Annotated in this window: 16 protein-coding genes; 5 read left to right on the forward strand and 11 right to left on the reverse strand. The window is 64.7% G+C overall.

Annotated features, from left to right (window positions below; translation table 11 throughout):
• Window positions 1-16: 16 nt before the first annotated feature.
• Together ACODSO_RS09380 and ACODSO_RS09385 are read right to left on the reverse strand one after the other, a co-directional pair.
• Entirely contained in the window at window positions 17-3,457 is a 3,441-nt protein-coding gene (locus tag ACODSO_RS09380) for an ATP-dependent helicase (RefSeq protein WP_489036625.1), read from the reverse strand.
• The gene (locus ACODSO_RS09385; protein ID WP_489036627.1) at window positions 3,454-6,816 is read right to left on the reverse strand and encodes an ATP-dependent helicase; all 3,363 of its coding nucleotides are present in this window, start codon (window positions 6,814-6,816) and stop codon (window positions 3,454-3,456) included. Before ACODSO_RS09385 ends, ACODSO_RS09380 begins: the two co-directional genes overlap by 4 nt.
• A 314-nt stretch (window positions 6,817-7,130) precedes the next feature.
• Here ACODSO_RS09385 and ACODSO_RS09390 point away from each other — a divergent pair, with 314 nt between their 5' ends.
• Entirely contained in the window at window positions 7,131-7,907 is a 777-nt protein-coding gene (locus tag ACODSO_RS09390; protein WP_489036628.1) for an alpha/beta fold hydrolase, read from the forward strand.
• Complete coding sequence (locus ACODSO_RS09395) at window positions 7,908-8,243, forward strand: MGMT family protein (RefSeq protein ID WP_489036629.1); 336 nt, start codon at window positions 7,908-7,910, stop codon at window positions 8,241-8,243.
• Here the strand turns inward: ACODSO_RS09395 and yczR are convergent.
• Window positions 8,210-9,682 (reverse strand): MocR-like transcription factor YczR, encoded by a 1,473-nt coding sequence (gene yczR, locus ACODSO_RS09400; protein WP_489036630.1) that lies wholly within the window; start codon window positions 9,680-9,682, stop codon window positions 8,210-8,212. The genes ACODSO_RS09395 and yczR overlap by 34 nt on opposite strands.
• A 210-nt stretch (window positions 9,683-9,892) precedes the next feature.
• Here yczR and ACODSO_RS09405 point away from each other — a divergent pair, with 210 nt between their 5' ends.
• Window positions 9,893-10,327 carry a PaaI family thioesterase gene (locus ACODSO_RS09405; protein WP_489036632.1) on the forward strand — a complete coding sequence of 145 codons (435 nt, stop codon included), beginning with the start codon at window positions 9,893-9,895 and terminating at the stop codon, window positions 10,325-10,327.
• Window positions 10,324-12,078 carry an NTP transferase domain-containing protein gene (locus ACODSO_RS09410; RefSeq protein ID WP_489036634.1) on the forward strand — a complete coding sequence of 585 codons (1,755 nt, stop codon included), beginning with the start codon at window positions 10,324-10,326 and terminating at the stop codon, window positions 12,076-12,078. Before ACODSO_RS09405 ends, ACODSO_RS09410 begins: the two co-directional genes overlap by 4 nt.
• Here the strand turns inward: ACODSO_RS09410 and ACODSO_RS09415 are convergent.
• The 6 genes from ACODSO_RS09415 to ACODSO_RS09440 form a co-directional block, all read right to left on the reverse strand.
• The gene (locus tag ACODSO_RS09415) at window positions 12,064-12,789 is read right to left on the reverse strand and encodes a sirohydrochlorin chelatase (protein ID WP_489036636.1); all 726 of its coding nucleotides are present in this window, start codon (window positions 12,787-12,789) and stop codon (window positions 12,064-12,066) included. The genes ACODSO_RS09410 and ACODSO_RS09415 overlap by 15 nt on opposite strands.
• A 1-nt stretch (window position 12,790) precedes the next feature.
• The gene (locus ACODSO_RS09420; protein WP_489036638.1) at window positions 12,791-14,005 is read right to left on the reverse strand and encodes a uroporphyrinogen-III synthase; all 1,215 of its coding nucleotides are present in this window, start codon (window positions 14,003-14,005) and stop codon (window positions 12,791-12,793) included.
• A 34-nt stretch (window positions 14,006-14,039) separates the two neighbouring features.
• Window positions 14,040-14,432 (reverse strand): nitrite reductase small subunit NirD, encoded by a 393-nt coding sequence (gene nirD / locus ACODSO_RS09425; protein WP_489036639.1) that lies wholly within the window; start codon window positions 14,430-14,432, stop codon window positions 14,040-14,042.
• Between the two features lie 110 nt (window positions 14,433-14,542).
• The gene (gene nirB, locus ACODSO_RS09430; protein WP_489036641.1) at window positions 14,543-17,041 is read right to left on the reverse strand and encodes a nitrite reductase large subunit NirB; all 2,499 of its coding nucleotides are present in this window, start codon (window positions 17,039-17,041) and stop codon (window positions 14,543-14,545) included.
• Window positions 17,042-17,105: 64 nt separating this feature from the next.
• Window positions 17,106-18,530 carry a nitrate/nitrite transporter gene (locus ACODSO_RS09435; RefSeq protein ID WP_489036721.1) on the reverse strand — a complete coding sequence of 475 codons (1,425 nt, stop codon included), beginning with the start codon at window positions 18,528-18,530 and terminating at the stop codon, window positions 17,106-17,108.
• Window positions 18,531-18,738: 208 nt separating this feature from the next.
• Entirely contained in the window at window positions 18,739-19,986 is a 1,248-nt protein-coding gene (locus ACODSO_RS09440; protein WP_489036643.1) for an MFS transporter, read from the reverse strand.
• A gap of 85 nt (window positions 19,987-20,071) precedes the next feature.
• On the opposite strand from ACODSO_RS09440, the gene ACODSO_RS09445 reads away from it, so the two are divergent.
• Entirely contained in the window at window positions 20,072-20,737 is a 666-nt protein-coding gene (locus tag ACODSO_RS09445) for a FadR/GntR family transcriptional regulator (RefSeq protein WP_489036644.1), read from the forward strand.
• 24 nt (window positions 20,738-20,761) lie between these two features.
• Here ACODSO_RS09445 and ACODSO_RS09450 read toward each other — a convergent pair whose 3' ends face one another.
• Both ACODSO_RS09450 and moeZ read right to left on the reverse strand, forming a co-directional pair.
• Entirely contained in the window at window positions 20,762-21,616 is an 855-nt protein-coding gene (locus ACODSO_RS09450) for a TIGR02569 family protein (RefSeq protein ID WP_489036645.1), read from the reverse strand.
• A gap of 44 nt (window positions 21,617-21,660) precedes the next feature.
• Entirely contained in the window at window positions 21,661-22,836 is a 1,176-nt protein-coding gene (gene moeZ, locus ACODSO_RS09455; RefSeq protein ID WP_489036647.1) for an adenylyltransferase/sulfurtransferase MoeZ, read from the reverse strand.
• Window positions 22,837-22,900: the final 64 nt, after the last annotated feature.

A 22,900-nucleotide genomic window follows, 5' to 3' on the forward strand; every position in this document is an offset into this window, starting at 1 on the left:
TCGGTGGCCGTGCCGCTCACCCGACGCCGCCGAACTCGACATCATCGAACTCGACATCGTCGGTTCCCTCGATCAGCGCCGCCAATGCGTGTGCATCAGGAAGCTCGACCGGAGAGATAGTCCGTCCGCTTCGGACGTAGTGGAACGCGGCGCGCACCATGTCGAGCGGGACCTGTCCGGACTCTGGCCGCGCGGCCGACATCAACTCCGCCCACGCGATTCGGTAGGCCGCCAACTGCATGACGACGGACTTCTCCTCGGTCGCGGTTGGTTCCTTGCCCGTCTTCCAGTCGATCACGGTCCATCCTCCGTCCGAGTCGGCGAAGACGGCGTCGATGCGGCCACGAAGAACGGTTCCGGCCACCGAGGTCTCGAACGGCACTTCCACCTCGACAGGACTTCGCAGTGACCACTCCGAATCGAGGAACGCCTGCTGCAACGTCTCCAGGTCGACGTCGGAGGCAGCACCTGTGTCGGCGGAGCCCGGCAACTCGTCGAGATCGAGCAACCGGGTAGCACCGAACCGACGCTCGATCCACGCGTGGAAAGCAGTTCCTCTGCGCGCCAACGGGTTCGGAGGGAACGGCAACGGCCGGCGGAGCCTCGATGCAAGAGCGTCGGGATCGGCGGCGAGGTCGACCAACTGACTCACCGAGAGGTTTTCGGGCAACGCGACGCGCACGCCGATATGGGCGCGTTCTTCACGCTCGGCGAGCAATGCCTCGACGTCCGCCGCCCAGTTCTCGGGATCCTCGTCTTCGCGCCCATCGCTCGACTGCAGCGCGTCCGGATCCTCGGGACGGCCCAATGCGTCGAGTACCGCTCGGGCACCACTCTCGACGGCTGCACGTCTGCCGCCGAGCAGATCGCGCGGCCACAGCGCCGAATGTGGCTGCGCGGCGAGTGGATTCTGCGCACCCGCCTCCGGCGCTACGGCCCACTCGTCGACAACAGCGATCGGGTCATCCCCGGACGCGCCACGATCGACGAGTGTCTTCAACTCGGACAGAAAATCCGAGGGACCACGGGGTTTGCTACTTGTCTCGTCCCAGTGGTGCCCTGATACGAGCAGGACTCGTTCGGTTCTGGTCAGCGCTACGTAGAACAATCGGCGGTCCTCGGCCAACCGGCGCCGAGCCAGCGCGTCCTTGTGTGCGTCGATAGCGTTCTGCAGGTCTTTGCGGTTGTAGATGTTCTCCAGTTCGAGGACGGGTACGCCTTCGGACATGTTCCCGTCGCCGTCCACCACTGCGCGGTCGCCTCGCAGAATCGGGGGAAGTTCGGCCATTGCACCAAGCCACGTCGAGGATGCCGTCGAAGACGGAAACACGCCTTTGGATACGTGCGGGACTGCAACGACTTCCCACTCGAGGCCCTTGGCGGAATGGACCGTGAGCACCTGGACTCGATGCGGAGCGACCTCGACCTCACCGGGAGCCAAGCCGTCTTCGACGGTCTCGGCCGCCGCGAGAAAAGACAAAAACCCGGTGACCGTCGCGGTGGGGTTGTCCGAGTAGTCCGCAACGACTACCGCGAACTCGTCGAGATGCTCACGACCGACGGATCCGTCGGCGGTGATCGAAGTCCGCGCCTGGGCCTCGATTCCGATTCCCATCGACCGCTCGATGTCGGCGACCAACTCGGTCAGCGGTTGACCGATCCGATCTCTGAGCGAATGCACTTCAGCCGCGAGCGCACAGATCCGTCCGTATCCATTCTCGGAATAGCGTTCTGCGGGTCCGGGATCGGCGATGGCGTCGGCGAGACCGGCCTCCTCGGAGTGCTCTCCGGGTAGCGAGCTCTCCAACGCAGCGTCCAGGGCTGCTGCGTCGTCCACACTGCCGGAGGTTCCACGACGGCCCCGTATTCCCAGTTCTTGCGACCTACGTGAGAGTGCCCGCAGATCGGCCGCACCGATCTGCCATCGCGATCCAGTGAGAATGCGCATCGCGGCACTGCCAGCCATGGGGTCGGCAACCAGTCGCAGCATCGCGATCACATCGGCAACCTCTGGAATGTGCAGCAGTCCCCCGAGTCCCACCACCTCGACCGGCAGTCCTCGACTGCGAAGCGCGTCGGCAATGGGTTCCGCGTCGGAATTTCGGCGTACCAGCACCGCTGCAGTGGGAGGCGGCTTGTCCACGTCGAGTGCGAGGCGGTATTCCGCGGCGATTCGGTCGGCGATCCAGTCTCTCTCGGCGACGACCGTTGTGGTCATGGACAACCGTATGTCACCTTGCGTTGCGTCGGGACGAGCACGCAACGTGGGGACTCGAACCCCGCTCTGACGCAACGGCGAGGTGATGTGGTTGGCACACGCGAGCGCCTCCGGAGGGTTCCGCCAGCTCGTCAGCAACTCCAGTCGTGGCGCAGGTTTCCCGTTCGCCTGCGGGAAGTCGGTCGCGAAGCGCGGCAGGTTCGCGGCAGAAGCACCCCGCCAACCATAGATGGACTGCATCGGGTCACCCACGGCGGTGAGCGCGAGGGTCGAATCGGTCCCGCCACCGAACAGCGAGGACAGCAACACCCGCTGGGCGTGGCCGGTGTCCTGATACTCGTCGAGGAGTACGAGCCTGAAACGCTCGCGCTCTGCGCGTCCGACCTCGCGGTGTTCGGCTGCGACCCTGGCCGCGAGCGACATCTGGCTCCCGAAATCGAGAGCGCCTTCACGCCGGAGAGTCTGCGCGAGGCGCTCCACCAACTGCAGCAGCGCAACTCGCTTGTGCTGTGCGTCGAGCATGTCCAGCAGGGATTTGGTCGGTCCACCGTGTTGGCCAGGTCCCGGGGCCAGTGTGTGGACGAGTTGGTCGAGGTCGGTGTGCGCCACGCGCAGGTCGTCGGGATCGACGAGGTGCTCGGCGAGCTGGCCGGAAAGCGCCAATACCGCTTCGGTGATCGACGTGGGATTGCGGTCGGTATCCAGGTCGCCGTCCCAGGTGCTGACCACACGGTGTGCCAACTGCCACAACTCGGTCTCGGATAGCAGCGTCGCCGATGGTTCGATCGGCAGTAGCAATCCGTGCTCGGTGAGCAACCGGCCTGCGTAGGAGTGGTAGGTACTCACTTCTGGTTCACCGGTCAGGATTCGTTCGCGAAGCCCCAGACTCGGATCGAGGGCACGCACCACGTCGGAACCCGCAAGCCGCGCCAACCGCATTCTGATGCGCGAAGTGAGCTGCTGGGCCGCCTTGCGAGTGAAGGTGAGGCCCAGAACGCTGTCCGGTTCGACGAACTGGTTGGCCACCATCCACACGACACGCGCCGCCATCGTTTCGGTCTTACCTGCGCCTGCGCCCGCCACGACGAGAGTCGGGCCGAGCGGTGCCGCGATGACTGCGGCCTGCTCCTCGGTCGGCGGATGCTTCTGACCGAGGGCGCGAGAGAGCTCGATCGGATCGATTCGCGGTTCGAGATCGGTGCGCCTGCGGCGCCGACCGGTGACCACCCCTGTACTCAACTTTCGGTCACCTGTCTTCCTGTCTCGTGTGCCGGGCAACTGGATTTCACCGGACAATGCCTACACCCGTCGTTGACCTGAGCCGCGAATGTCGGTCCCTGGGTGGCTGCTGCGGCCTGATGCACGATGTCGCGCCACTCCTGCAGCTTCTCCGGCGTCGGTGCCTCCTGCACTCGCTGGGTGGCGCCGTCCTTGTTGTGCGGCTTCGCGACGAACACCAGTCGTGCACCGCCTGGTTCGTTCGCCGGTTCACCTTCGATAGCTCCCGCTGCGGCTGCAACCTGATAGGTGGCGAGTTGGTTGTGGTTGCGCGCGTCTTCCTTGGACATGACGGTCTTCGCGGTTTTGACATCGATGATCACCGGACGACCGTCCGAATCGTGCTCGAGGCGGTCGATCCGGCCCCGTAGAGCTACCGCAGGTTCACCGTCCACGCGTGATTCCAGAATGCCCTCCACCTTGACCTCGACGCCGACCTCGGTGAGTTCGCCTCGTGTCCCGCCGAGCCATTTCTCGAAGGTGTCGAGCATTGCCCCGGTACGATCCAGTTCGTGGCGCGAGTACCATTTCGAACCGAGATCTACTGCATCCCATGCTGTTTCGAGTGCACGCCGGACCTGCTCCGGCGGCATTTTACCGGCCACTGCCTGAACCAGAGTGTGCACGAGCGTGCCCGTGATTGCGTGTGTGTTCGACCCGTCGTTCCCACCGTGCCGGTCGAGCATCCATCGCAGCGGGCAGGTGGTCAGCTGCTCGACGGTCGACGGCGACAACGGGACCGGACCGTCGTCCGGTGTCCACAGCGGCGCATCGGTGCTGACGCCCGCGACGCCGAACCAATCCCGCGGATGAGCGCCCTTCACACCGGCATCCGCGAGACGGGCCAGCTGTCTGGCGGCACGTGCCGCCTTGGCCGGGTCCTTGTCGGCGACTGTCGAATCACATACAACGCTGCGCAGCTCCGCGACGAGCATCGGAAGTGCAAGGATGCGGCCGGCGACCTGCGGCTCGACCTCGGGCGGGAGGTCCGTTTCGTCGTCGTTCCCGATGTCGCGGAGTTCATCGAGGAACCTCGACCGGACCAGGTCGGTGTCTCCGGTGCTCGAATCGACAGCCGTCACGAGAAGTGTTGCGCGAGCTCGGCTGCACGCAACAAGAAATAGCCGCCGCTCCTCCGCAAGCAGCGGAGCAGTCTTGGACAACGTGGAGTCCAGCGGCTTTCCAGCATCCACGATTCCCGAGGCAAGGTCGACGAGAGTCTCCGTACCCAGCAGGCTCCCTCGCGCTCGGAGTCCTGGCCACAGCCCCTCCTGCACGCCAGCGACCGCGACGAGTTCCCATTCACGCCCGGCGGCGGAGTGCGCACTGAGCACGGTCACTGCATCTTTCGCCACCGCAGATCTTCCGGCATTGGACGCTGGAATCTGTTGCTGTGAAATGTAATCCACGAACCCTGCCAGTCGCGCCTGCGGCAGACGGTCGACGTACGACGCGGCGGATTCGAACAGCGCCACGACCGCATCGAGGTCCCGATCTGCCTGTGCTCCGGCCGACCCTCCCCACGCCGACATCGAGGACCACCGCTTCTCGAGCCCCGATGCCTGCCATGCCGCCCATAGAACATCCTCCACGCCGCGACCCCGGCGAGCTACTGCATGCGCCTTGCGCACGACCCCGAGAACTCTGCGGAGCGGGGCGGATTCGACGTCGGACAATGTCGCGATCCATGCGGACCCAGCCCGCGTTCCGTCGGATGCGACAGGCACTCCGACCGCGGCGATCGCCTCGCGCAACAATTCGGCCGAATCGCGATCGCCACCCGCCGAAAGCTCGGCTCGCCGAACCCCGCGGCGCAGCCGACGGAGTCCGACCGGGTCGGCGCCACCGATCGGTCCGGACAGCAACGCCAGGGCGTCCTCACCGTCGAACGTTGGGTCGACGAGAGCCCGCAGAACCAACAACAGTCCAACTGTGCCGTGCTGACGATGCAGAGGAAGCTCCGACGCCGGTGTCACGATCGGCACACCTGCTGCCTGCAGAGCACGGCGTAGCGGAGCCACGACCCGCGGTACCGAGCGCACGACGACGGCCATCTCGGACCATGGCATTCCGTCCACGAGGTGCGCACGGCGCATGGCGTCGGCAATGAGGGATGCCTCCTTGGCAGCCGACGGCAGAACCTCCACCAGTGTCCGCGGCTCGCCGTAGCGAGAATCCGCGACCGCCTCCGCGCCGCGGTGACGGCCGATGCCCGGCAGTCTCCTGGCGATGGTCGCCGTCAGGTTCGCGACAGCAGGTGCACTTCTGAAGTTTCGCTCGAGTACCACCCGGCGTTCGGCGCCCGGGTCGGCAAGATCGGCGATGAAGGTGGGGTCGGCGCCGCGGAATGCGAACACTGCTTGATCCGGGTCCCCGGCCACGACGGTGGATTCGGTGCCGCTGCCGACGAGGCGAATCAACTGCGCCGCGTGAGGATCCAGATGCTGGGCGTCGTCGACGACAAGATGTCTGATGCGCGCACGCTCAGAGTGCAGGAGATCGGGGTCTGTGGCGAACGCCATCAACGCGCTCCCGATCAATTCGGCAGCGTCGAGGCCGGGTGCCGATGCACCGGCGGCCTCGACGCCGACCGTGCCGCGCAGCAGCATTGCCTGCTCGTACCGACTTGCGAACTTCCCGACCGCCACCCATTCGGGACGCGAGTGTGTGCGGCCGAGTTTGACGAGATCCTCTGGTCCGATTCCCCGCTCGGCTGCGCGCAACATCAGATCTCTTACCGCCGTGGCGAAGCCGGTCATTCCGAGAGCCTGCCTCAGACGATCCGGCCAATCCGGTGCACCGTCCTCGATATCGCCGCGCAGCATTTCACGGACGACGGCGTCCTGTTCGGCTCCGGTCAGCAGCCGCGGTGGTGGATTGCCGTAGATAGCTGCCTGCAGACGCAGCACCGCGAAAGCATAGGAGTGCACGGTCCGAACGAGCGGTTCACGTGTGGCGCGCATTGCGTGCTCCCCCGCGAAGAGACCGCCGGTGATCTGCTCACGCATTGCCGTCGCTGCGCGCTTCGACTGCGTGAGGACGAGCACGGACTCGGGATCACCCGTGACAATTCTCGACACCGCGTAGTCGGCAACCAGCGAGGACTTCCCTGTCCCCGGGCCGCCGATGACCTGCCACGGCCTCCAGGCTGCAGCACCCTCTGCCGCCGCCGAGACCGCATTCGTGTCGGCGGCCAGCAAGCGGGCCGCGGACCCGTCCCAGGTGCGACGGTGTGTGGGCACCTTCGGGGCGCGCACGAGCGTGGCCGCACCACCATTCTTTCCGCCCGTCGTGCTGCCCACGGCGCCGCCTGAGATCATGGAACGATTGCATCACGGCCCACCGACAGTGTCGGTCTCAGCGTCGTCAGCGCTGATGCCATCGAGGCACAGTAGGAGTTGGCACCGAGGGAGTTCGCGCCGTGGGAGTTCGCGCCGTGGGAGCTGGGACAGTGGGAGCTGGGACAGTGGGAGCTGGCACCGTTTCTGCAAAGCTTGGCCATCCGCTCGCGTCGTAGCCGGGGGGCTGGGTCGGCAAAAAGGGTGCTGGGTCGACACAAGGGGTGCCAGGTTGCTCACCGTCCATGGAACCCGTCCCCGATCGCGCTGGTGCCGACTTAGGGCATAGTTGAACCGTGCCAGAACTGAACTTTCACACGTACGGCCCCGCCGATGGTCCCGAGATACTTGCTGTTCACGGGATGACGGGGCACGGAGCGCGCTGGGCTCACCTCGCCGAAGACCATCTACCCGAAGCTCGCGTCCTCGCCCCCGACCTGATCGGCCACGGCCGGTCGCCATGGGTACCGCCGTGGGGCATCGCCGCGCAGGTCGATGGACTCCGGTCGCTGCTGGAGAACAACGCCCGCGGGCCGGTCCTCGTCGTGGGCCACTCGTACGGCGGTGCGATTGCAGTACACCTTGCTCTCCAGCATCCCGAGCTGGTACGCGGACTCGTTCTTCTCGATCCCGCAATCGAGCTGGACGCTGCCGACTTGCTCGAGGTCGCCGGGTTGACGGCGAAGTTCCCCGACTACACCGACGCTGCGGAAGCCAAGTCCGAAAAGCTCAACGGCGCATGGGCGGACGTTCCGACGGCTCTGCTGGAACGAGAAGTCGACGATCATTTGATCGACGCCGACAACGGACGCGTCAGCTGGCGAATCTCGACCCCCGCAGTCGTCGCTTCCTGGGGAGAAATGGCCCACCCACTCGTCGTCCCACCCGCGGGAACACCGACGGTTCTGGTGCAGGCCATGCGCGTTCAGCCTCCCTACGTCAGCGAGGAATTCAAGACTGCACTGAAGGACCGCCTCGGCGACAACCTGAAAGTCGTCGAACTCGATTGTGACCACATGGTCGCCCAGGCCAAGCCTGCGGAGGTCGCCGAACTGGTGCGTGAGCTGCTGTAGATGGCGCCGATCACGGAAGGACAGGTCGACCGAGTCCGTGAGCTCGTCGCATCGATACCGGCGGGACGGGTGAGTACATACGGTGACATTGCGTCCGCGGGTGGGCTGTCGAGTCCGCGCATCGTCGGGTGGATCATGCGCACCGACTCGGCCGACCTACCCTGGCATCGGGTTCTGTCTGCGAGCGGAAAGCCGGCTACCCATCTGGCGACGCGTCAGCTCGAACGGCTCGCGAGCGAGGGCGTCCCCCACCACGACGGACGCGTCGACCTTGCTGCGGTGCGGTATTCCTTCGACGACGATCACACCACCAGTTCCGCCGGTTCGACGGGATGACCTTCCCCCGCAGCACCGGAGGACGTGTCCGCCAGTATTCGTACAGCCCTGCCGAGTTCGCCGGATGGGCGTGTGAACGGCACCCTGAGCTTGTCGTCGAATGCGTAACCGGTGCCGAATCGGGTGCCGGCGGCCAGGAGCAGATTGCGCGACGCGGCCCGCCGCACCACGTCCTGCGTGCTCGTTCCGTCCGGCAGCGAACACCACAGCGACAGTCCCCCGTCAGGAATCCTGAAGTCCCAGTCGGGAAGTTCGGCACGCATATGCGAGACGAGCAGATCCCGCTGACCCAACAACCATGTCCTCCGAGCCGTGAGAATGTCGTCGAACGAGTCCAATAGATGCACAGCGGTGGCCTGCTCGAATATCGAGACCGAGAGCTGCCTGCGGGCGTAGGTCCGTGCCATTCGCGACACGAGCTCGACGTCGGAGCGTACCCAGCCGACGCGAAGCCCGCCCCACACCGTCTTGCTGAACGATCCGATCGAGATGGTCGCCGTTCCAGGAGTCGGTGCACCGAAGGGCTCGTACGTTGCCGAGCCGTCCAGCACGAGATCGGCGGCAACCTCGTCGACGATCGTCACGATCCCGTGCCTTGCCAGCGTTGCGGACAATCGCCGTCGGCCATTCTCGCTCAGTCGAGCGCCGGAAGGATTGGAGAAGTCGGGCATCAAATATGCCAGTGTCGGAGCATTCTGGCGTGCGGCACGATCCGCATCGTCGACGAAGGCATCGGGATCTGCTGCGTCGATGGGAACGGGAACCGGCACAACACCGACACTCTCCAGCACCTCGACCGCGCCAGGGTAGGTGGGATGCTCGATGAGAACGCGATTGCCCGGGCGCGCGAACGTCTCGAACACCAGGTGAGCCGCATCGCCCGCGCCAGCCGTGACGATGATCTGATCCGGCGAAGTCGGCAGGCCGCGCACCGTGTAACGGGCTGCGATCGCCGTCCGCAGTGCCTGAGTTCCTGTCGGCGCATAACCGAGCCCAGGTAGAACCGAATCGAGTGCGCCGATTGCCGCGGCAAACGCGGCCGGAAGAAACGGCGATGCCTCGGGGGCAGCGTTGACGAAATCCAGGACGCCTGCCGAGGCCGGGAGCATCATCGTTCCCCAGGATGTTTCCTCGGCTGGACTCGCGACGAATGTTCCAGCGCCATGTACCGCCTCCGCCCACCCCTTCTCACGCAACTCCCGGTACGCAGACGTGACGGTGACACGGCTGACGCCCAAAGCCTGCGACAGCGCACGTTCGGGCGGAAGTCGGCTTCCGGTACCGATGGAACCGTCAGCGATGACGCGTCGAAGACCGTCGGCGATTCCGCGATACAGCGGTTGCCCATCGACCTCGATCGCCCCCACCAGCTTCGCCAGAGTCTTCGCATCGAACACAGCTGCATCGAACGCAGTGGTTTGCTTCCGATCGGTTGTCATCAGACCACTTTGCCACAGAGGACTGATATTGTTCGACCAATCGCAGTCCAATATTGGATCATGTTAATCACAGGACTGCTCCTTGCACTCGGAATTGCCTCACTGGCCCGGCTTCCCTTCATCGTCCGGGGAGGTGGCCGGTGCGGACTCGACGGCCCTCCACGCAGCCGTCGTGTACCGGACTGAACTCGCCCACTAACCTGGTGAGGTATGAACCTCGGACAGTTCGATCCTCGCCCCACCGCGAAGTACGCTCTGTCGAAAGCAAGTCCATTCGTGGCAGCCGCAGGCTTGGTCGTCGACGAAGTGTCCGGAACCCGCGTGGTCGGCCATATCGAGCTGTCCGAACAGCATGTGACGCCGTGGGGCGTCGTGCATGGCGGCGTCTACACCACGGCAGTCGAATCGGCGGCAAGCATCGGCGCTAGCGAGGCGGTCAAGGACCGCGGTGAATTCGCTGTCGGCGTCCACAACGCGACGGACTTTCTGCGAGCGAGCAAGGGTGGACGAGTCGAGGTGGTTGCGGAACCGTTGCAGCAGGGGCGCGTTCAGCAGCTGTGGCTCGTGACCGTGACCGCGGCGGACAGCGGGAAAGCAATTGCTCGGGGTCAGGTCCGCCTGCAGAACATACCGCTTCCAACGTGACCGAGCACTCGCCGGACTTCACCGTCGATACGGTGATCTTGGCCGGCGGCTCTGCCCGCCGGATGGGCGGGATGGACAAGCCCGCACTGACGGTAGGCCGAATCAGTCTCGTACAGAGAGCAATCGACGCAGCGGCGCGATCTCGACACATAGTCGTCGTCGGACCACATCGCCCGGAGTTGTCATCGGACATCGTTCAGACTCGCGAGGCGCCTGCGGGAGCCGGACCCGTCGCCGCGATCGCTGCGGGGTTGGCGGCCATGCCCGATTCCGACGCAGCCGTCGTCCTCGTTCTTGCCGCAGATCTCCCCTTCGTCGACGGCAACGCTGTGGAATCTCTGCTCATGCAGTTGAAGTCGCATTCTGCGGTGTTCGCTCAGGACGACACCGGACGCACCCAGTATCTGTTCGGGGCGTGGCGCGCAGACGATCTGAGTCGAAGGCTCGACGACGTGCCCGACACGTCCGATCTCGCAATGAGGTCGATACTCCCGGACGATCATGCGGTGACCACGATCGAATCCGTCGGCGACTGCGACACTGTCGCCGACCTCGAGCTCGCGAGGGAACTTCTGGCGGCCCGCTCCCCCGACGAACCCGTACCAACCGCAGAACAGGCACGCGAATTGATTCGCGAACGGATTCGCCCACTCTCTCCGAGGGCCGTCGCACCCGGAGCGGCACTCGGTTCGACACTGAGCGAGCCACTCGTCGCGGTCGAGCCGCTTCCGCCGGTGGATATTTCGGCAATGGACGGCTACGCGGTGTGTGGGGAAGCGCCATGGACGATACGTGCAGAGGTAGCCTACGCGGGCACCTACGGACACGACGGACTCGCTCCCGGTGATGCGCTCCGGATAGCAACCGGCGCTCAGGTCCCCGCAGGAGCGACCTCCGTGATTCGCGACGAGCACGTCAGCCGCGACGGGCGTCGATTGATCCGACGCGGCGGTTCACCCGTTCGAGATGACACCCGAAGAGCAGGCGAGGATTGGGCCGCCGGCATCGAACTGGTCGCCCCCGGAACACAGGTAAGCCCCGCAGTCGTGTCCGTCGCACTCAGCGCAGAGGTCGAGACCCTCACCGTACGCGGTCCCGTTCTCGCTCGAATTGCGTTGAGCGGAAACGAAATTCGATCGGACGGAGCGCTGAAACCCGGCCAGACCAGAGACAGCATCGGTTCGGTGCTACCGACCTACCTTGCATTCTGTGGGATAGACGTGCTCGACACCGTCCATCTACAGGATTCCCCGACCGCGTTCGAGAACCTCCTCCAGCAGCCGAGCGCGGCACACGTCGTGATCGTCGTCGGCGCGACGGGGGGCGGCGCAGCCGATCAACTTCGGCGCTCGCTCGCCCGCGCCGATGCCGACATCGTCGTGCACCGCACGCGCGTGCGTCCCGGTGGTTCGCAGATCACTGCGGTACTACCGAACGGAATCGTCGTGCTCGGTCTCCCCGGAAACCCACTGGCAGCAATCAGCACGGTGATGCTGACCGCACCGGCCGTGGTCGACGCGTTGACCGCGCGAACCACACCGCCTCCGGTACTCGGGTACCTGGCCGACGATTCTGCCGCTGCGCCGACCGGCCGTATCGTGCCGGTCAGACGTGACGGCGCACTGTGGCGCGCCCAACGCGATCTCCACACCGCGCATCTACTCGATCTCGTCTTTCATGATGCGCTGGCACTGATTTCGGCCGACCACACACCCGGGGCGCCGGTGGAGCTGCTACTACTGCCTCGCTGAGTGCGCGTGCTCCGCGACCGCGCGTGCGCCATCTCGAAAACGTGCAGCCACCAAGTCCACGACGTCCGGGTGCAACCCGATCGGCTCGGCGACGCCATCGCTGCCCGCGTCGGCCAGGCGTGTGTGAAACAGTCCGCGCGCGAGGAGATACGACGCAACGAACACCCGCTCGTGACCGTCCCGCCGTAGCGCATCGACCGCATCCGGAACCGAGGGCCGAGCTGTCGCCGCGTATCCGATTCCGACGCGCGAACCGGTGAGGTCGGCGAGCATTGCCGCAGCGCGCCGGTGTTCGAGCAATGCACGTTCGTCCGACGATCCCGCCGCGGCGAAGACGATGGCGTCGCCCGACGTCCACCCGGCGCGCGCCAAACGCTCCACCATCACACGCGCGAACACAGGATCCGGACCCAGCGCCCGCGTCACCGTCGTCGCCGGATGCTGGCTGGCCAGCACTTCCCGCGGGACGTCGGTGTGCACGTGATAGCCCGAGGCGAGGAACGCGGGAACCACGACGGCCGGCCCGGACAGTTCGCGCAGCACCTCGGCAGGAGACGGCCCGAGGACGTCGACGAACGCGACGCGCGTCGTTCCCACCCGGGCACTGACAGCTTCGGCGAGCGCCGCAATCATTTCCACGCCTCGCGGGTTTCGCGTGCCGTGCGCGACAAGAACAAGAGTCGGCTCAGCGGCAATCCACTTCTTCGTCATGTCAGTACTTGCTCCCTTCGCAATCGCGGACCACCGGCTCTGAAACTGTGGCACCAGCATCCGCCTCGTCGCACTCCTCGGCCACATCCGTCGGTTCTACTGCAAGTCGATAGCCACGCTTGACCACGGTTTGCACCACCTTCGGCGCGCCGAGCGAGGAACGCAGCCTCGTCATCGCGGTCTCCACCGCGTGTGTGTCGTCCCCTCCACCCGGCAGCGCACCGAGAAGGTCTTCGCGTGAGACGACGCGACCCGGTCGACTGGCAAGAGTCTTGATGAGCGCCATTCCTGCAGGTGATACCGCACGCACCTCACCGTCGACGACGACGCATCGACTGCGAACGCTCACCGCGTGTCCGCCCGCATTCATCGGCCTCCACCTGCGCGGCAGCTCCTCGGCGATGTGCCGTGCCAATGCTCCGAGGCGTGCGCGCGCAGGTTGGGTGGTCGGAACCTTCAACTGTTCGAGCGGCGCTGCAGTCACCGGGCCGACACACACGGGAAGCACTCGCGTGCGCATGGACTGCAACAGCGGCTCGAGGACGCCGTTCTCGTCGGCCCGCATGAGAAGCGAGGCAACGGCTGGTGCGCTCGTGAAGCTGATCGCGTCGAGATCTCCCACGACAACGGCTTCGATCATGCGGTCCATCGGAGCCCCGTCGTCCGGTGCCGTCCAGCGGTACACCGGCACGGGAACCACCTCGGCACCTGCATGTCGGAGGACCTCGCAAAAGTCGGGGACGGGCTCCCATTCCGTTGTTGCACCGTGCAATTGGACAGCGATACGCGTGCCTTCCACACCTTCGGCAAGTAGATGTTCGAGTACCTCAGCCGAGGATTCGGACGCAGGACTCCATTCCTCCCGCAGGTCGGCGGCACGTATGGCACCCTTCGCCTTCGGGCCACGCGCAAGCAGCCGCGATGATGCCAGTGCCCGGCCCAACGCCTCCGCCTGACCCCAACCGTCGGCTGCCTCGATCCAGCCACGAAACCCGATACCTGTTGTGGCAACGGTAATCTGGGGTGGATCGGCGATGATCGCGGCGGTGACCCGTTCCAACTCGGCATCGTCGGCCAGAGGGATGATACGAATTGCAGGCGCGTGCATCACCGTTGCGCCGCGCCGCTCGAGCAGTGTCGCGAATTCATCCGCTCGACGCGACGCAGTTATCCCGACAGTGAAACCCGCCAGAGGTTCCCCGGAAGTGTGGGTCACGTCGTGGACTCCGGTTTCGGCTCGGCGGTGTACTTCATGGTGTTGCGCCGCGCACGTAGACGACTCCGTCGACCAACTCGGTCTCGAACGATCCGAGACCGACGGTGTCGTCGTCCAGGCATCGACCGTCGACGAGTGAGAACACCTGCTTGAGCAACGGCGACGCAACAGTGGGCTCACCTCCGCGATCGCCGACGATCCCCCGCGACATCACTGCAGCACGACCGAACGGATCGATGTTTCCGACTGCGAACAGAGCTCCACCAGGAAGCAGGAACAATGCCGCCTGCGTTCCTCCGCGAAGGAGTACCCCGACGCCCCGGCCGGGGACCAAGGATTCCACGGTGCACGCGGCTGTCCACTCACGGGCTGTGTGCGTGGCGTTCGACTGGGCGGTGGTGTTTGTCCGGCTATCGATAACAGTCATCGTGGACCTCCTGGTGCTATTGCACGTTGCGGATGTTTCTTCGTCGTTAAGTGGTCATTACCCGGGTGTGCACATGCGCACGATTTCGTGATCGAACCGGTTCGGGAGCCTCAGGCGCCGATTTTCGGCATCCCCATCAGAACCGGAACCTTGCGCTCGCCGCTGTCGTCGAACGCGATCGTCGGGTCGGGTTCGCCCGGGGCATTGACGAACGATACGAACCGGCCCAGCTTCTCCTCGTCTTCCAGCACGCCTGCCCATTCGTCCTTGTACCCGGCCACGTGCCGGTCCATGTCGGCTTCCAGCTCGGCACCGATGCCGAGACTGTCGTCGCAGACGACGGCCCTGAGGTGCTCGAGGCCACCTTCCAGCGAGTCGAGCCACGGCGCCGTACGTTGCAGGCGGTCCGCAGTCCGTACGTAGAACATCAGGTAACGGTCGATGTAGCTGACGAGCGTGGTGTCGTCCAAATTGGATGCGAGCAATTGCGCGTGCTTGGGCGACTGGCCACCGTTGCCTGCAACGTACAGGTTCCAACCACCCTCGGTCGCGATGACGCCGACGTCCTTGCCTCGCGCTTCCGCACATTCGCGGGCGCACCCTGAGACGCCGAACTTGATCTTGTGCGGCGATCGCAGTCCCCGGTAGCGATTCTCCAGGTCGACAGCCATACCGACCGAGTCCTGAACGCCGTAGCGGCACCAACTGGAACCGACGCAGCTCTTCACCGTTCTCAGCGACTTGCCGTACGCCTGACCGGATTCCATGCCTGCATCGACGAGTCTCTTCCAGATGGCGGGTAGCTGATCGACGCGCGCGCCGAACATGTCGATTCGTTGTCCGCCAGTGACCTTGGTGTACAGACCGAAATCGCGCGCTACCTCACCGATGACGATGAGTTGCTCTGGAGTGCATTCGCCGCCGGGCATACGCGGGACGACGGAGTACGTTCCGTTCTTCTGAATGTTGGCCAGGAAATGATCGTTGGTGTCCTGCAACGATGCTTGTTCGCCGTCCAGAATGTGATCCGAGGAGGTCGATGCCAGAATCGACGCGACTACCGGCTTGCAGATGTCACAGCCAGTACCTTTGCCGTACTTGGCAATCAGCGAGGAGAACGTTCTCGTGTTCGTCGCGCGCACGATCTCGAACAATTCTGCGCGAGATTGACCGAAGTGCTCGCACAGAGCCTTCGACATCACCACTCCTGATGCCGCAAGCAGTTGCTTGATCGACGGCAGGCAGCCACCACACGTCGTTCCGGCGGTGGTGCAACTCTTGACCGACGCCACATCGCAGGCACCGTCGGCGATCGCACCACAGATCGCACCCTTGGTGACGCCGTTGCACGAGCAGATCTCCGCATCGTCGGGTAGTGAACCGATACCGACCTGCTCGGCCGCCGGTGAGATCAACGAACCGGGGTCGCCGGGAAGCTCGCGGCCGACGAGGGGCCTGAGCAGCGAGTATGCGGTGGCGTCGCCGACGAGAATGCCACCGAGGAGTGTTTTCGCGTCGTCCGAGACGACGAGCTTGGAGTACGTCCCCTTCGGGGCATCGCTGAAGACGACCTCGAGCGCCCCCGGCGTCGCAGCCATCGCATCGCCGAAGCTGGCGACATCGACGCCCATCAACTTCAGTTTGGTCGACATATCGGCGCCGGGGAATTCGGCGGCGCCTCCCAACAGTCGGTCGGCAACCACTTCTGCGGTGGAGTATCCGGGTGCGACGAGGCCATAGCAGCGCCCCTCGACGGCAGCACACTCACCGATTGCGAAAACCGCGGGATCAGCTGTACGGCAACCGATATCCACCATAATCCCGCCGCGCTCCCCGACGTCGAGACCACAGTCCCGAGCGAGCTGATCCTGCGGCCGCACGCCCGCCGAGAACACCAGCAGAGCGGCGTCGATGACACTGCCATCGGAGAGTTCGACGGTCAGGCCGGCCCCGTCCGAGTTCTCGGTGATCGACGACGTTCCGACGCCGGCATGCACGTGCAGTCCGAGATCGGTGACGAGACGCTGAAGCAACGCGCCTCCCCCCTCGTCGACCTGCAGCGGCATGAGCCGCGGAGCGAATTCGACGACGTGCGGTGTCATTCCCATCTTCTTCAACGCGTTGGCGGCTTCGAGGCCGAGCAGGCCGCCACCGACGACGACGCCCACCGCACCTGGCCCTGCGTGATCCGCGCGGGCACGGATCTTGTCCAGGTCGTCGAGCGTTCGATAGACGAAACACTCCGGTCGATCGTGCCCGGCGATCGGGGGCACGAACGGATAGGAGCCGGTGGCGAACACGAGGGCGTCGTACTCGATGACGTCACCGACCGACGTCGTCACCGTTTTCGCATCGCGGTCCACACTGTCGGCCCGCACTCCGATACGCATGTCCACGGCGTCGTCGCCGAGATAGTCGTTGCCCGCCAGCGCGAGTTCGCGGTGATCCCAGGCACCTACGTAGGAGGAGAGGCCGACTCGGTCGTACGCCGGCAACGCCTCCTCACACAGGACGGTGACCTTCCACTCGGCCGCCTCGTCGCGCGCACGCAGCGCCTCGACGAACCGGTGTCCGACCATTCCATGACCTACGACCACCGCGTTCTTCATCTACGGTTCCTTCCGAATTCCCTGTCGGGCAAAGCTTGTGAATCGATGACTGAGCGAGTGAGGTTCAGACGGCGACAGAGGACTGCGTCTGGCCGTCGGCGATCATGCGCGGTGAACGTAGGTAGATGACGTACGTGACGGCGCAGCACACGACATAGAAGGCGAGGAACACCCAGAACGCCGTGGTCGCGGACTTGGCTTCGCCCGAGTACGACGCGCGGAGCACCAGGTTGATACCGACGCCGCCGAGGGCGCCGATCGCGCCCGCGATACCGATGAGAGCTCCGGACATCCTGCGCGACCAGTGCTGCTGTTCCTCGGGAGACATCCCAGGCAGTTCCACCGACTTCGCGGCGAAGATTGCGGGGATCATCTTGTAGACCGAACCGTTGCCGATACCGGACAGCAGGAACAGGAGAATGAACCCGACGACGAACAGCGCCATCATGGTTCCGGTCGCCGCGCCCGCGGTGTTGTCGTCCCATGTCCCGGCAGAGACGAGAATGCCGGTCGAGAACACCATCGCTACGAACGTGTAGAGCGTGATCTTGCCGCCACCGATCTTGTCGGCGAGCTTTCCACCGAACGGACGTGAAATCGATCCGAGAAGCGGGCCGATGAACGCGATCTGAGCGGCGTGCAACGACGCTTGGGCCTGCTGGGCGGCCGTGGCAGGAGCGCCCTCCGTCAAGCCGGCCAAGAAGTTGATCTGAAGTACCTGGCCGAACGCGAAGCTGAAGCCGATGAAGGAACCGAACGTGCCGATGTACAGGAAGGCGATCCACCAGGAGTCGGAGAACCGCAGGACATCGATCATCGAACGGCCGTTCGTTTTCTGGTTGTCCAGATTGTCCATGAACAGTGCCGCGCCGACAGCTGCGCCCGCGATGAACACCAGGTACACCGCGCACACGATCTCCGGTGCAGTGTTGCCGATGGTCGCGATGACGAGGAGGCCGATCAACTGGATGACGGGTACTCCGATATTTCCGCCGCCCGCGTTGAGTCCGAGCGCCCACCCCTTTTCGCGCTGTGGGTAGAACGCGTTGATGTTGGTCATCGAGGATGCGAAGTTGCCGCCACCGAGACCGGCGAATGCGGCAATCACGATGTAGGTCGTGTACGACGCCGGATTCAACATGAAATACATGGTCAGCGCCGTCGGGATCAGCAGCACGAGAGCGCTGAAGATCGTCCAGTTGCGGCCGCCGAACTTTGCCGTGGCGAAGGTGTACGGAATGCGCAGGATCGCGCCGACGAGTGTCGGCACCGCGACCAGGAAGAACTTGCCCGCCGCATCGATGCCGTACACGGAGACCGGCATGAAGAGCACCATGACCGACCAGATGGACCAGATCGAGAATCCGACGTGTTCGGCGATGATGGACCAGATCAGATTTCGCTTTGCGATCTCCTTACCGCCGCCTTCCCACGCCTCGACGTCCTCGGAGTTCCAGTGGCTGATGCGGTGATTCACCGACACCGGAATCGTTCCTGGCCGCGTTGTCGATGTCGACGCTGTGTCGGCTGACGGTGCCTCGGGATTGCTGGTCACATGGGCCTCCTGATCGGGTGGGAGACCCAAAGATAGAAAAGCCATGTTGCGCAGGCGCTGCCCGCGGTGACCCCTTGATTAACTTGGTCTCACGTTTCCGCACGGGCGGACGTGAGACCGACAGACCATGGTCCGGTCCGTGTCACCAGGTGTCTTCGAGCATTTTCGGCCTGCAGCACACGTATCCGCCGACCAACAGGACCGCGACGCATCCAGTGAGCAGAAGCATCGGTACTCCCCAACCGCCGGACAGTGTGTGCAGAACGCCGAAGGACAGCGGTCCCGCGGCCGAGACCACGTAACCGAGTCCCTGAGTGAAGCCCGACAGCCCGGAAGACCCTGCAGGAGTGCGCGTTCGAAGGTTGATCAGCGTCAACGACATCGGGAATGTCATCGTTCCGAGCCCGATGAGGCAGACCCAGACGACGGTACCGCTGGTCGGTGAGAAGTGCAGACCGCCGAATCCGACCAGGTAGAACACAGCCGCTGCGACGACGAGTCCGTACGGGTTCCGCCAACGGGCACACAACGACGGCGCGACGAAGGAGGCGATCAGCCCCATTGCACCGAACGCGGCAACGGAGGCACCTGCGAGTGCTTCACCGATGCCCGCGTCGGTGAGAATCATCGGAAGCCACGTCAGCATTGCGTACGTGATGAACGACGTCATCGCGAACATCCCGACCATTCCCCACGCCAACGGCGAACGCCAGATCTTGCCCGCAGGCTGCGCGCGGACGGCGGCAGAGCCTTTCGCACCCGTCACATCTGTGGTGTCGCGATCTCGCCGCATGAGCACGATGCCGAGCCACGGCAACGCTGCCGCCAGGCCGGCGAACGCCCAGATGCCGATCGAGATTCGCCAACCGTGGGCTTCGGCGACTGGTACGGCGAGCAGCGGTGGAACCATCGTGCTGATCTGCATCGCACAGATATAGATGGTGCTGACCATCGCCAGCCGATCGGAGAAGTACCGTTTGACCAGCGGCGGAATCACGACGTTGCCGATGCCCATGCCTGCGAGGGCGACCGCGGACAGCAGAAGCAGCGATCCGGTGCCCGGGGCGAACGCGCGTGTCGCCATGCCGACCGTTGTCAACAGCATCGCGATCAACGCTGCGCGTTCGAGACCCGTTCGCTTCGCGATGAACGGCGTGAGCAGCCCGGAAACGGCGAACATCGCCGGTGGCAGCATGCCGACCAATCCGACCACCGTCGGACCGAAGTGCAGGTCTGCGCCGATCCGGCCGAACAGCGGGCTTATCGAGGTCACCGCCGCGCGCAACGTGAGCGCGGACAACACGATGGCAGCGAGGACGAGTACCCGACCACGAAGCAGATGCGCGACGGGAGCGCGGTCGTCGGTTTCGGTCGCTGCGATGGCACTCACAACCGAAATCATAGGATGACCGGATCATCTGGTGCAAAGCGTTAAACTGACCGACAGACCTGGAAAGACGACGGGGAGTCGCTCAGTGCAACAAGTTCAACGTTCCAGCCTGATCACACAGGTGACTGCGCAACTCCGCGAGGAGATCGTCACCCAACGATGGCCCATCGGTACTCGAATTCCGACCGAGAGCGAACTGTGCGAACTCACCGGCACCGGACGAAATACGGTGCGCGAGGCCGTTCAAGCCTTGGCCCACGCGGGAATGGTCGAACGCAGACAGGGATCGGGCACCTTCGTGATGGCCACCTCCGATCTCGGCGGCACACTCGGTAAGTACTTCGCCGACGCGCAGGATCGGGACGTGACCGAATTGCGGCGCACTCTCGAGGTCACCGCTGCCGTTCTCGCCGCCGAACGCAGGGATGCCGATGACATCCGCGCGTTGACCGACGCGCTGGAGCGTCGCAACAGATCCTGGGCGAACGATTCCGCCGAGGACGCAATCGCCATCGACGCCGAACTTCATCGGGCGATCGTCGCGGCCAGCCACAACGCGATCTATCTCGAATTCTACGACTCGCTTCTACCGATCATTCGGCAGACCATGCACCACCACGTCACCGCACACGGCAACGACTACTACGACGAGCACTCCGCCCTCGTGGACGCGATCGTCAGCGGCGATGCCGAGGGTGCACGGACAGCGTCGTCGACGTTCTTCGACGAGCTCGGACTCTCGGAGCAGTAGATACTGCAGAGCGAGAAGGTCCCTCTAGAGAAGCAGACGCACCAGGTCCGCAGTACGCGCCAGCCCAGGGAACGCCTCGGGGGTCGAACGCGGATGCAGAGCGTGCACCGAGAACCTGAAAATCAAGGCTCGCAACAACATCTGCGGCCACTCCGGCAGGTCCTCCCACCGACCGATGAGAGCGTCGTCCGCGCCTCCCCAGGAAATCGCGTCGACGACGGTCACCGCAGCCGCCCACGACGCTGGTCGCCAGTACGGCGCGATGTCAGTGATACCGGGTGCCTCGCTACCGTCGAACAGCACCGTGCCGAACAGGTCCCCGTGCACGAGTTGATCGACCGATTCCACCGGCTTCCGAAGGCTGGCGAGCTGCTTGACCAGCTCCAAGCTCTGTTTACCGTCGACCGACGTCACCTCGGGCGCTCCCGCTGCGCGCGCCGCGCGTAACGGGGTGGCTTCCCACGCGGCCCGATCGGCCGCGACGAACACGTCGGCGTCGGCCCACGGCGCGACGGGAGGCTGCACGAGGAAGCGTGGTCGATCCAGCTGTGACGTCGCGGAATGAAGTCGTACCGACAGCGAGACGACCTCGTCGTGCCGAGGCTCGGGCGAACCGACGATGAACGTGTCCGCTCGCCAACTGCTGACGACGTACCGTCCGTCGGTCGACCGCACCGGTCGCGCCAACCTGACACCGTCGACCGCCAACGTTTCGCGGACCTTCGCCGACCAGGCCGCGCGCGCATGATCGGTGACTGGAGAGAGGACGACGTCGCCGAGCCGCCACCCACCGTCCCAATCCGCACCGAGCGGAATCGGAGGTACGTCACGCAGCCCGAATGTGGAGATCACGTGTTGAGGAGGTTCCACTGAGCTCACAAGCGCCACGCTACCGCTTTTGCACTCGACGTCCCGCAGGCGCGCTAGTACACCGGAAGGGATGGATCGACCTGTGTGGCCCAGGCAACAATGCCGCCCTGCAAATGGACGGCATCGGCGAATCCAGCGCGCTTGATCACCGCGAGTGCCTCAGCGGAGCGAATGCCGGTCTTGCAATGCAGAACGATGCGACGGTCCTGCGGCAACTCGGGCAGAGCCTCGCCGGACAGAATGCGTCCTTTGGGGATCAGCGTCGCACCGTCGATACGAACGATGTCCCACTCGACTGGTTCCCGAACGTCGATCAATGCGATGTCGTCCGAACCCTTCAGCAGCTCGGCGAGCTCGGACGGGGTGATGGTCGATCCGTCCGCCGCCGCCACGCCCTCGTCTGAGACGACGCCGCAGAAGACGTCATAGTCGATCAGTTCGGTCACCGGTGTTCGGCCCGGATCGCGTTGAACCTTGATGGTCCGGTAGGTCATCGCCAGGGCGTCGTACACCATGAGCCGACCGAGGAGAGTGTCACCGATCCCGGTAATCAGTTTGATCGCCTCCGTCACCATGATCGAGCCGACCGATGCGCACAGCACGCCGAGCACACCACCTTCGGCGCACGACGGCACCATTCCCGGCGGTGGTGCTTCCGGGTACAGATCGCGGTAGTTGAGCCCGACTCCACCGGGCGCGTTCTCCCAGAACACCGAAACCTGACCTTCGAAACGGTAGATCGATCCCCATACGTACGGCTTGCCGGCGAGTATCGCCGCATCGTTGACGAGGTATCGAGTGGCGAAGTTATCGGTGCCGTCGAGTATCAGGTCGTACTGTTCGAACAGCTCGACCGCGTTGTCCCGGTCGAGCCTCGACTCGTGCAGTACGACGTCGACGCCGTCGTTGACTTCGCGAATGGAGTCACGCGCACTTGCCGCCTTCGAACGACCGACGTCGGAAGTGCCGTGGATGATCTGTCGCTGCAGGTTGGAGAGCTCGACATCGTCGAACTCGACGATTCCCAGTGTCCCGATCCCCGCTGCGGCCAGGTACAGCAACGCAGGTGAACCGAGCCCACCGGCGCCGATCACCAGCACCCGCGCCGCGCGCAGCCGTCGCTGACCGAGAGTCCCGACGTCGGGAATGATCAGGTGTCTGCTGTACCGAGCGACCTCGTCGTAGGACAGCGCACCAGCAGGCTCGACCAACGGTGGCAACACGGTCATGGGTTCTCACTCCTTGCGCACTACCGACTGAGGTGACCGAGTGTCACGATCGGCGCATCCAAAC

The organism is Rhodococcus sp. FG69 (genome assembly GCF_057808915.1).

Bases quoted from the DNA above. Each gene is read 5' to 3' on its own strand.
- ACODSO_RS09385 (WP_489036627.1), bottom strand. From the start codon at position 6,816: ATGATCTCAGGCGGCGCCGTGGGCAGCACGACGGGCGGAAAGAATGGT.
- ACODSO_RS09395 (WP_489036629.1), top strand. From the start codon at position 7,908: ATGGCGCCGATCACGGAAGGACAGGTCGACCGAGTCCGTGAGCTCGTC.
- yczR (WP_489036630.1), bottom strand. From the start codon at position 9,682: ATGACAACCGATCGGAAGCAAACCACTGCGTTCGATGCAGCTGTGTTC.
- ACODSO_RS09405 (WP_489036632.1), top strand. From the start codon at position 9,893: ATGAACCTCGGACAGTTCGATCCTCGCCCCACCGCGAAGTACGCTCTG.
- ACODSO_RS09415 (WP_489036636.1), bottom strand. From the start codon at position 12,789: ATGACGAAGAAGTGGATTGCCGCTGAGCCGACTCTTGTTCTTGTCGCG.
- nirD (WP_489036639.1), bottom strand. From the start codon at position 14,432: ATGACTGTTATCGATAGCCGGACAAACACCACCGCCCAGTCGAACGCC.
- nirB (WP_489036641.1), bottom strand. From the start codon at position 17,041: ATGAAGAACGCGGTGGTCGTAGGTCATGGAATGGTCGGACACCGGTTC.
- moeZ (WP_489036647.1), bottom strand. From the start codon at position 22,836: ATGACCGTGTTGCCACCGTTGGTCGAGCCTGCTGGTGCGCTGTCCTAC.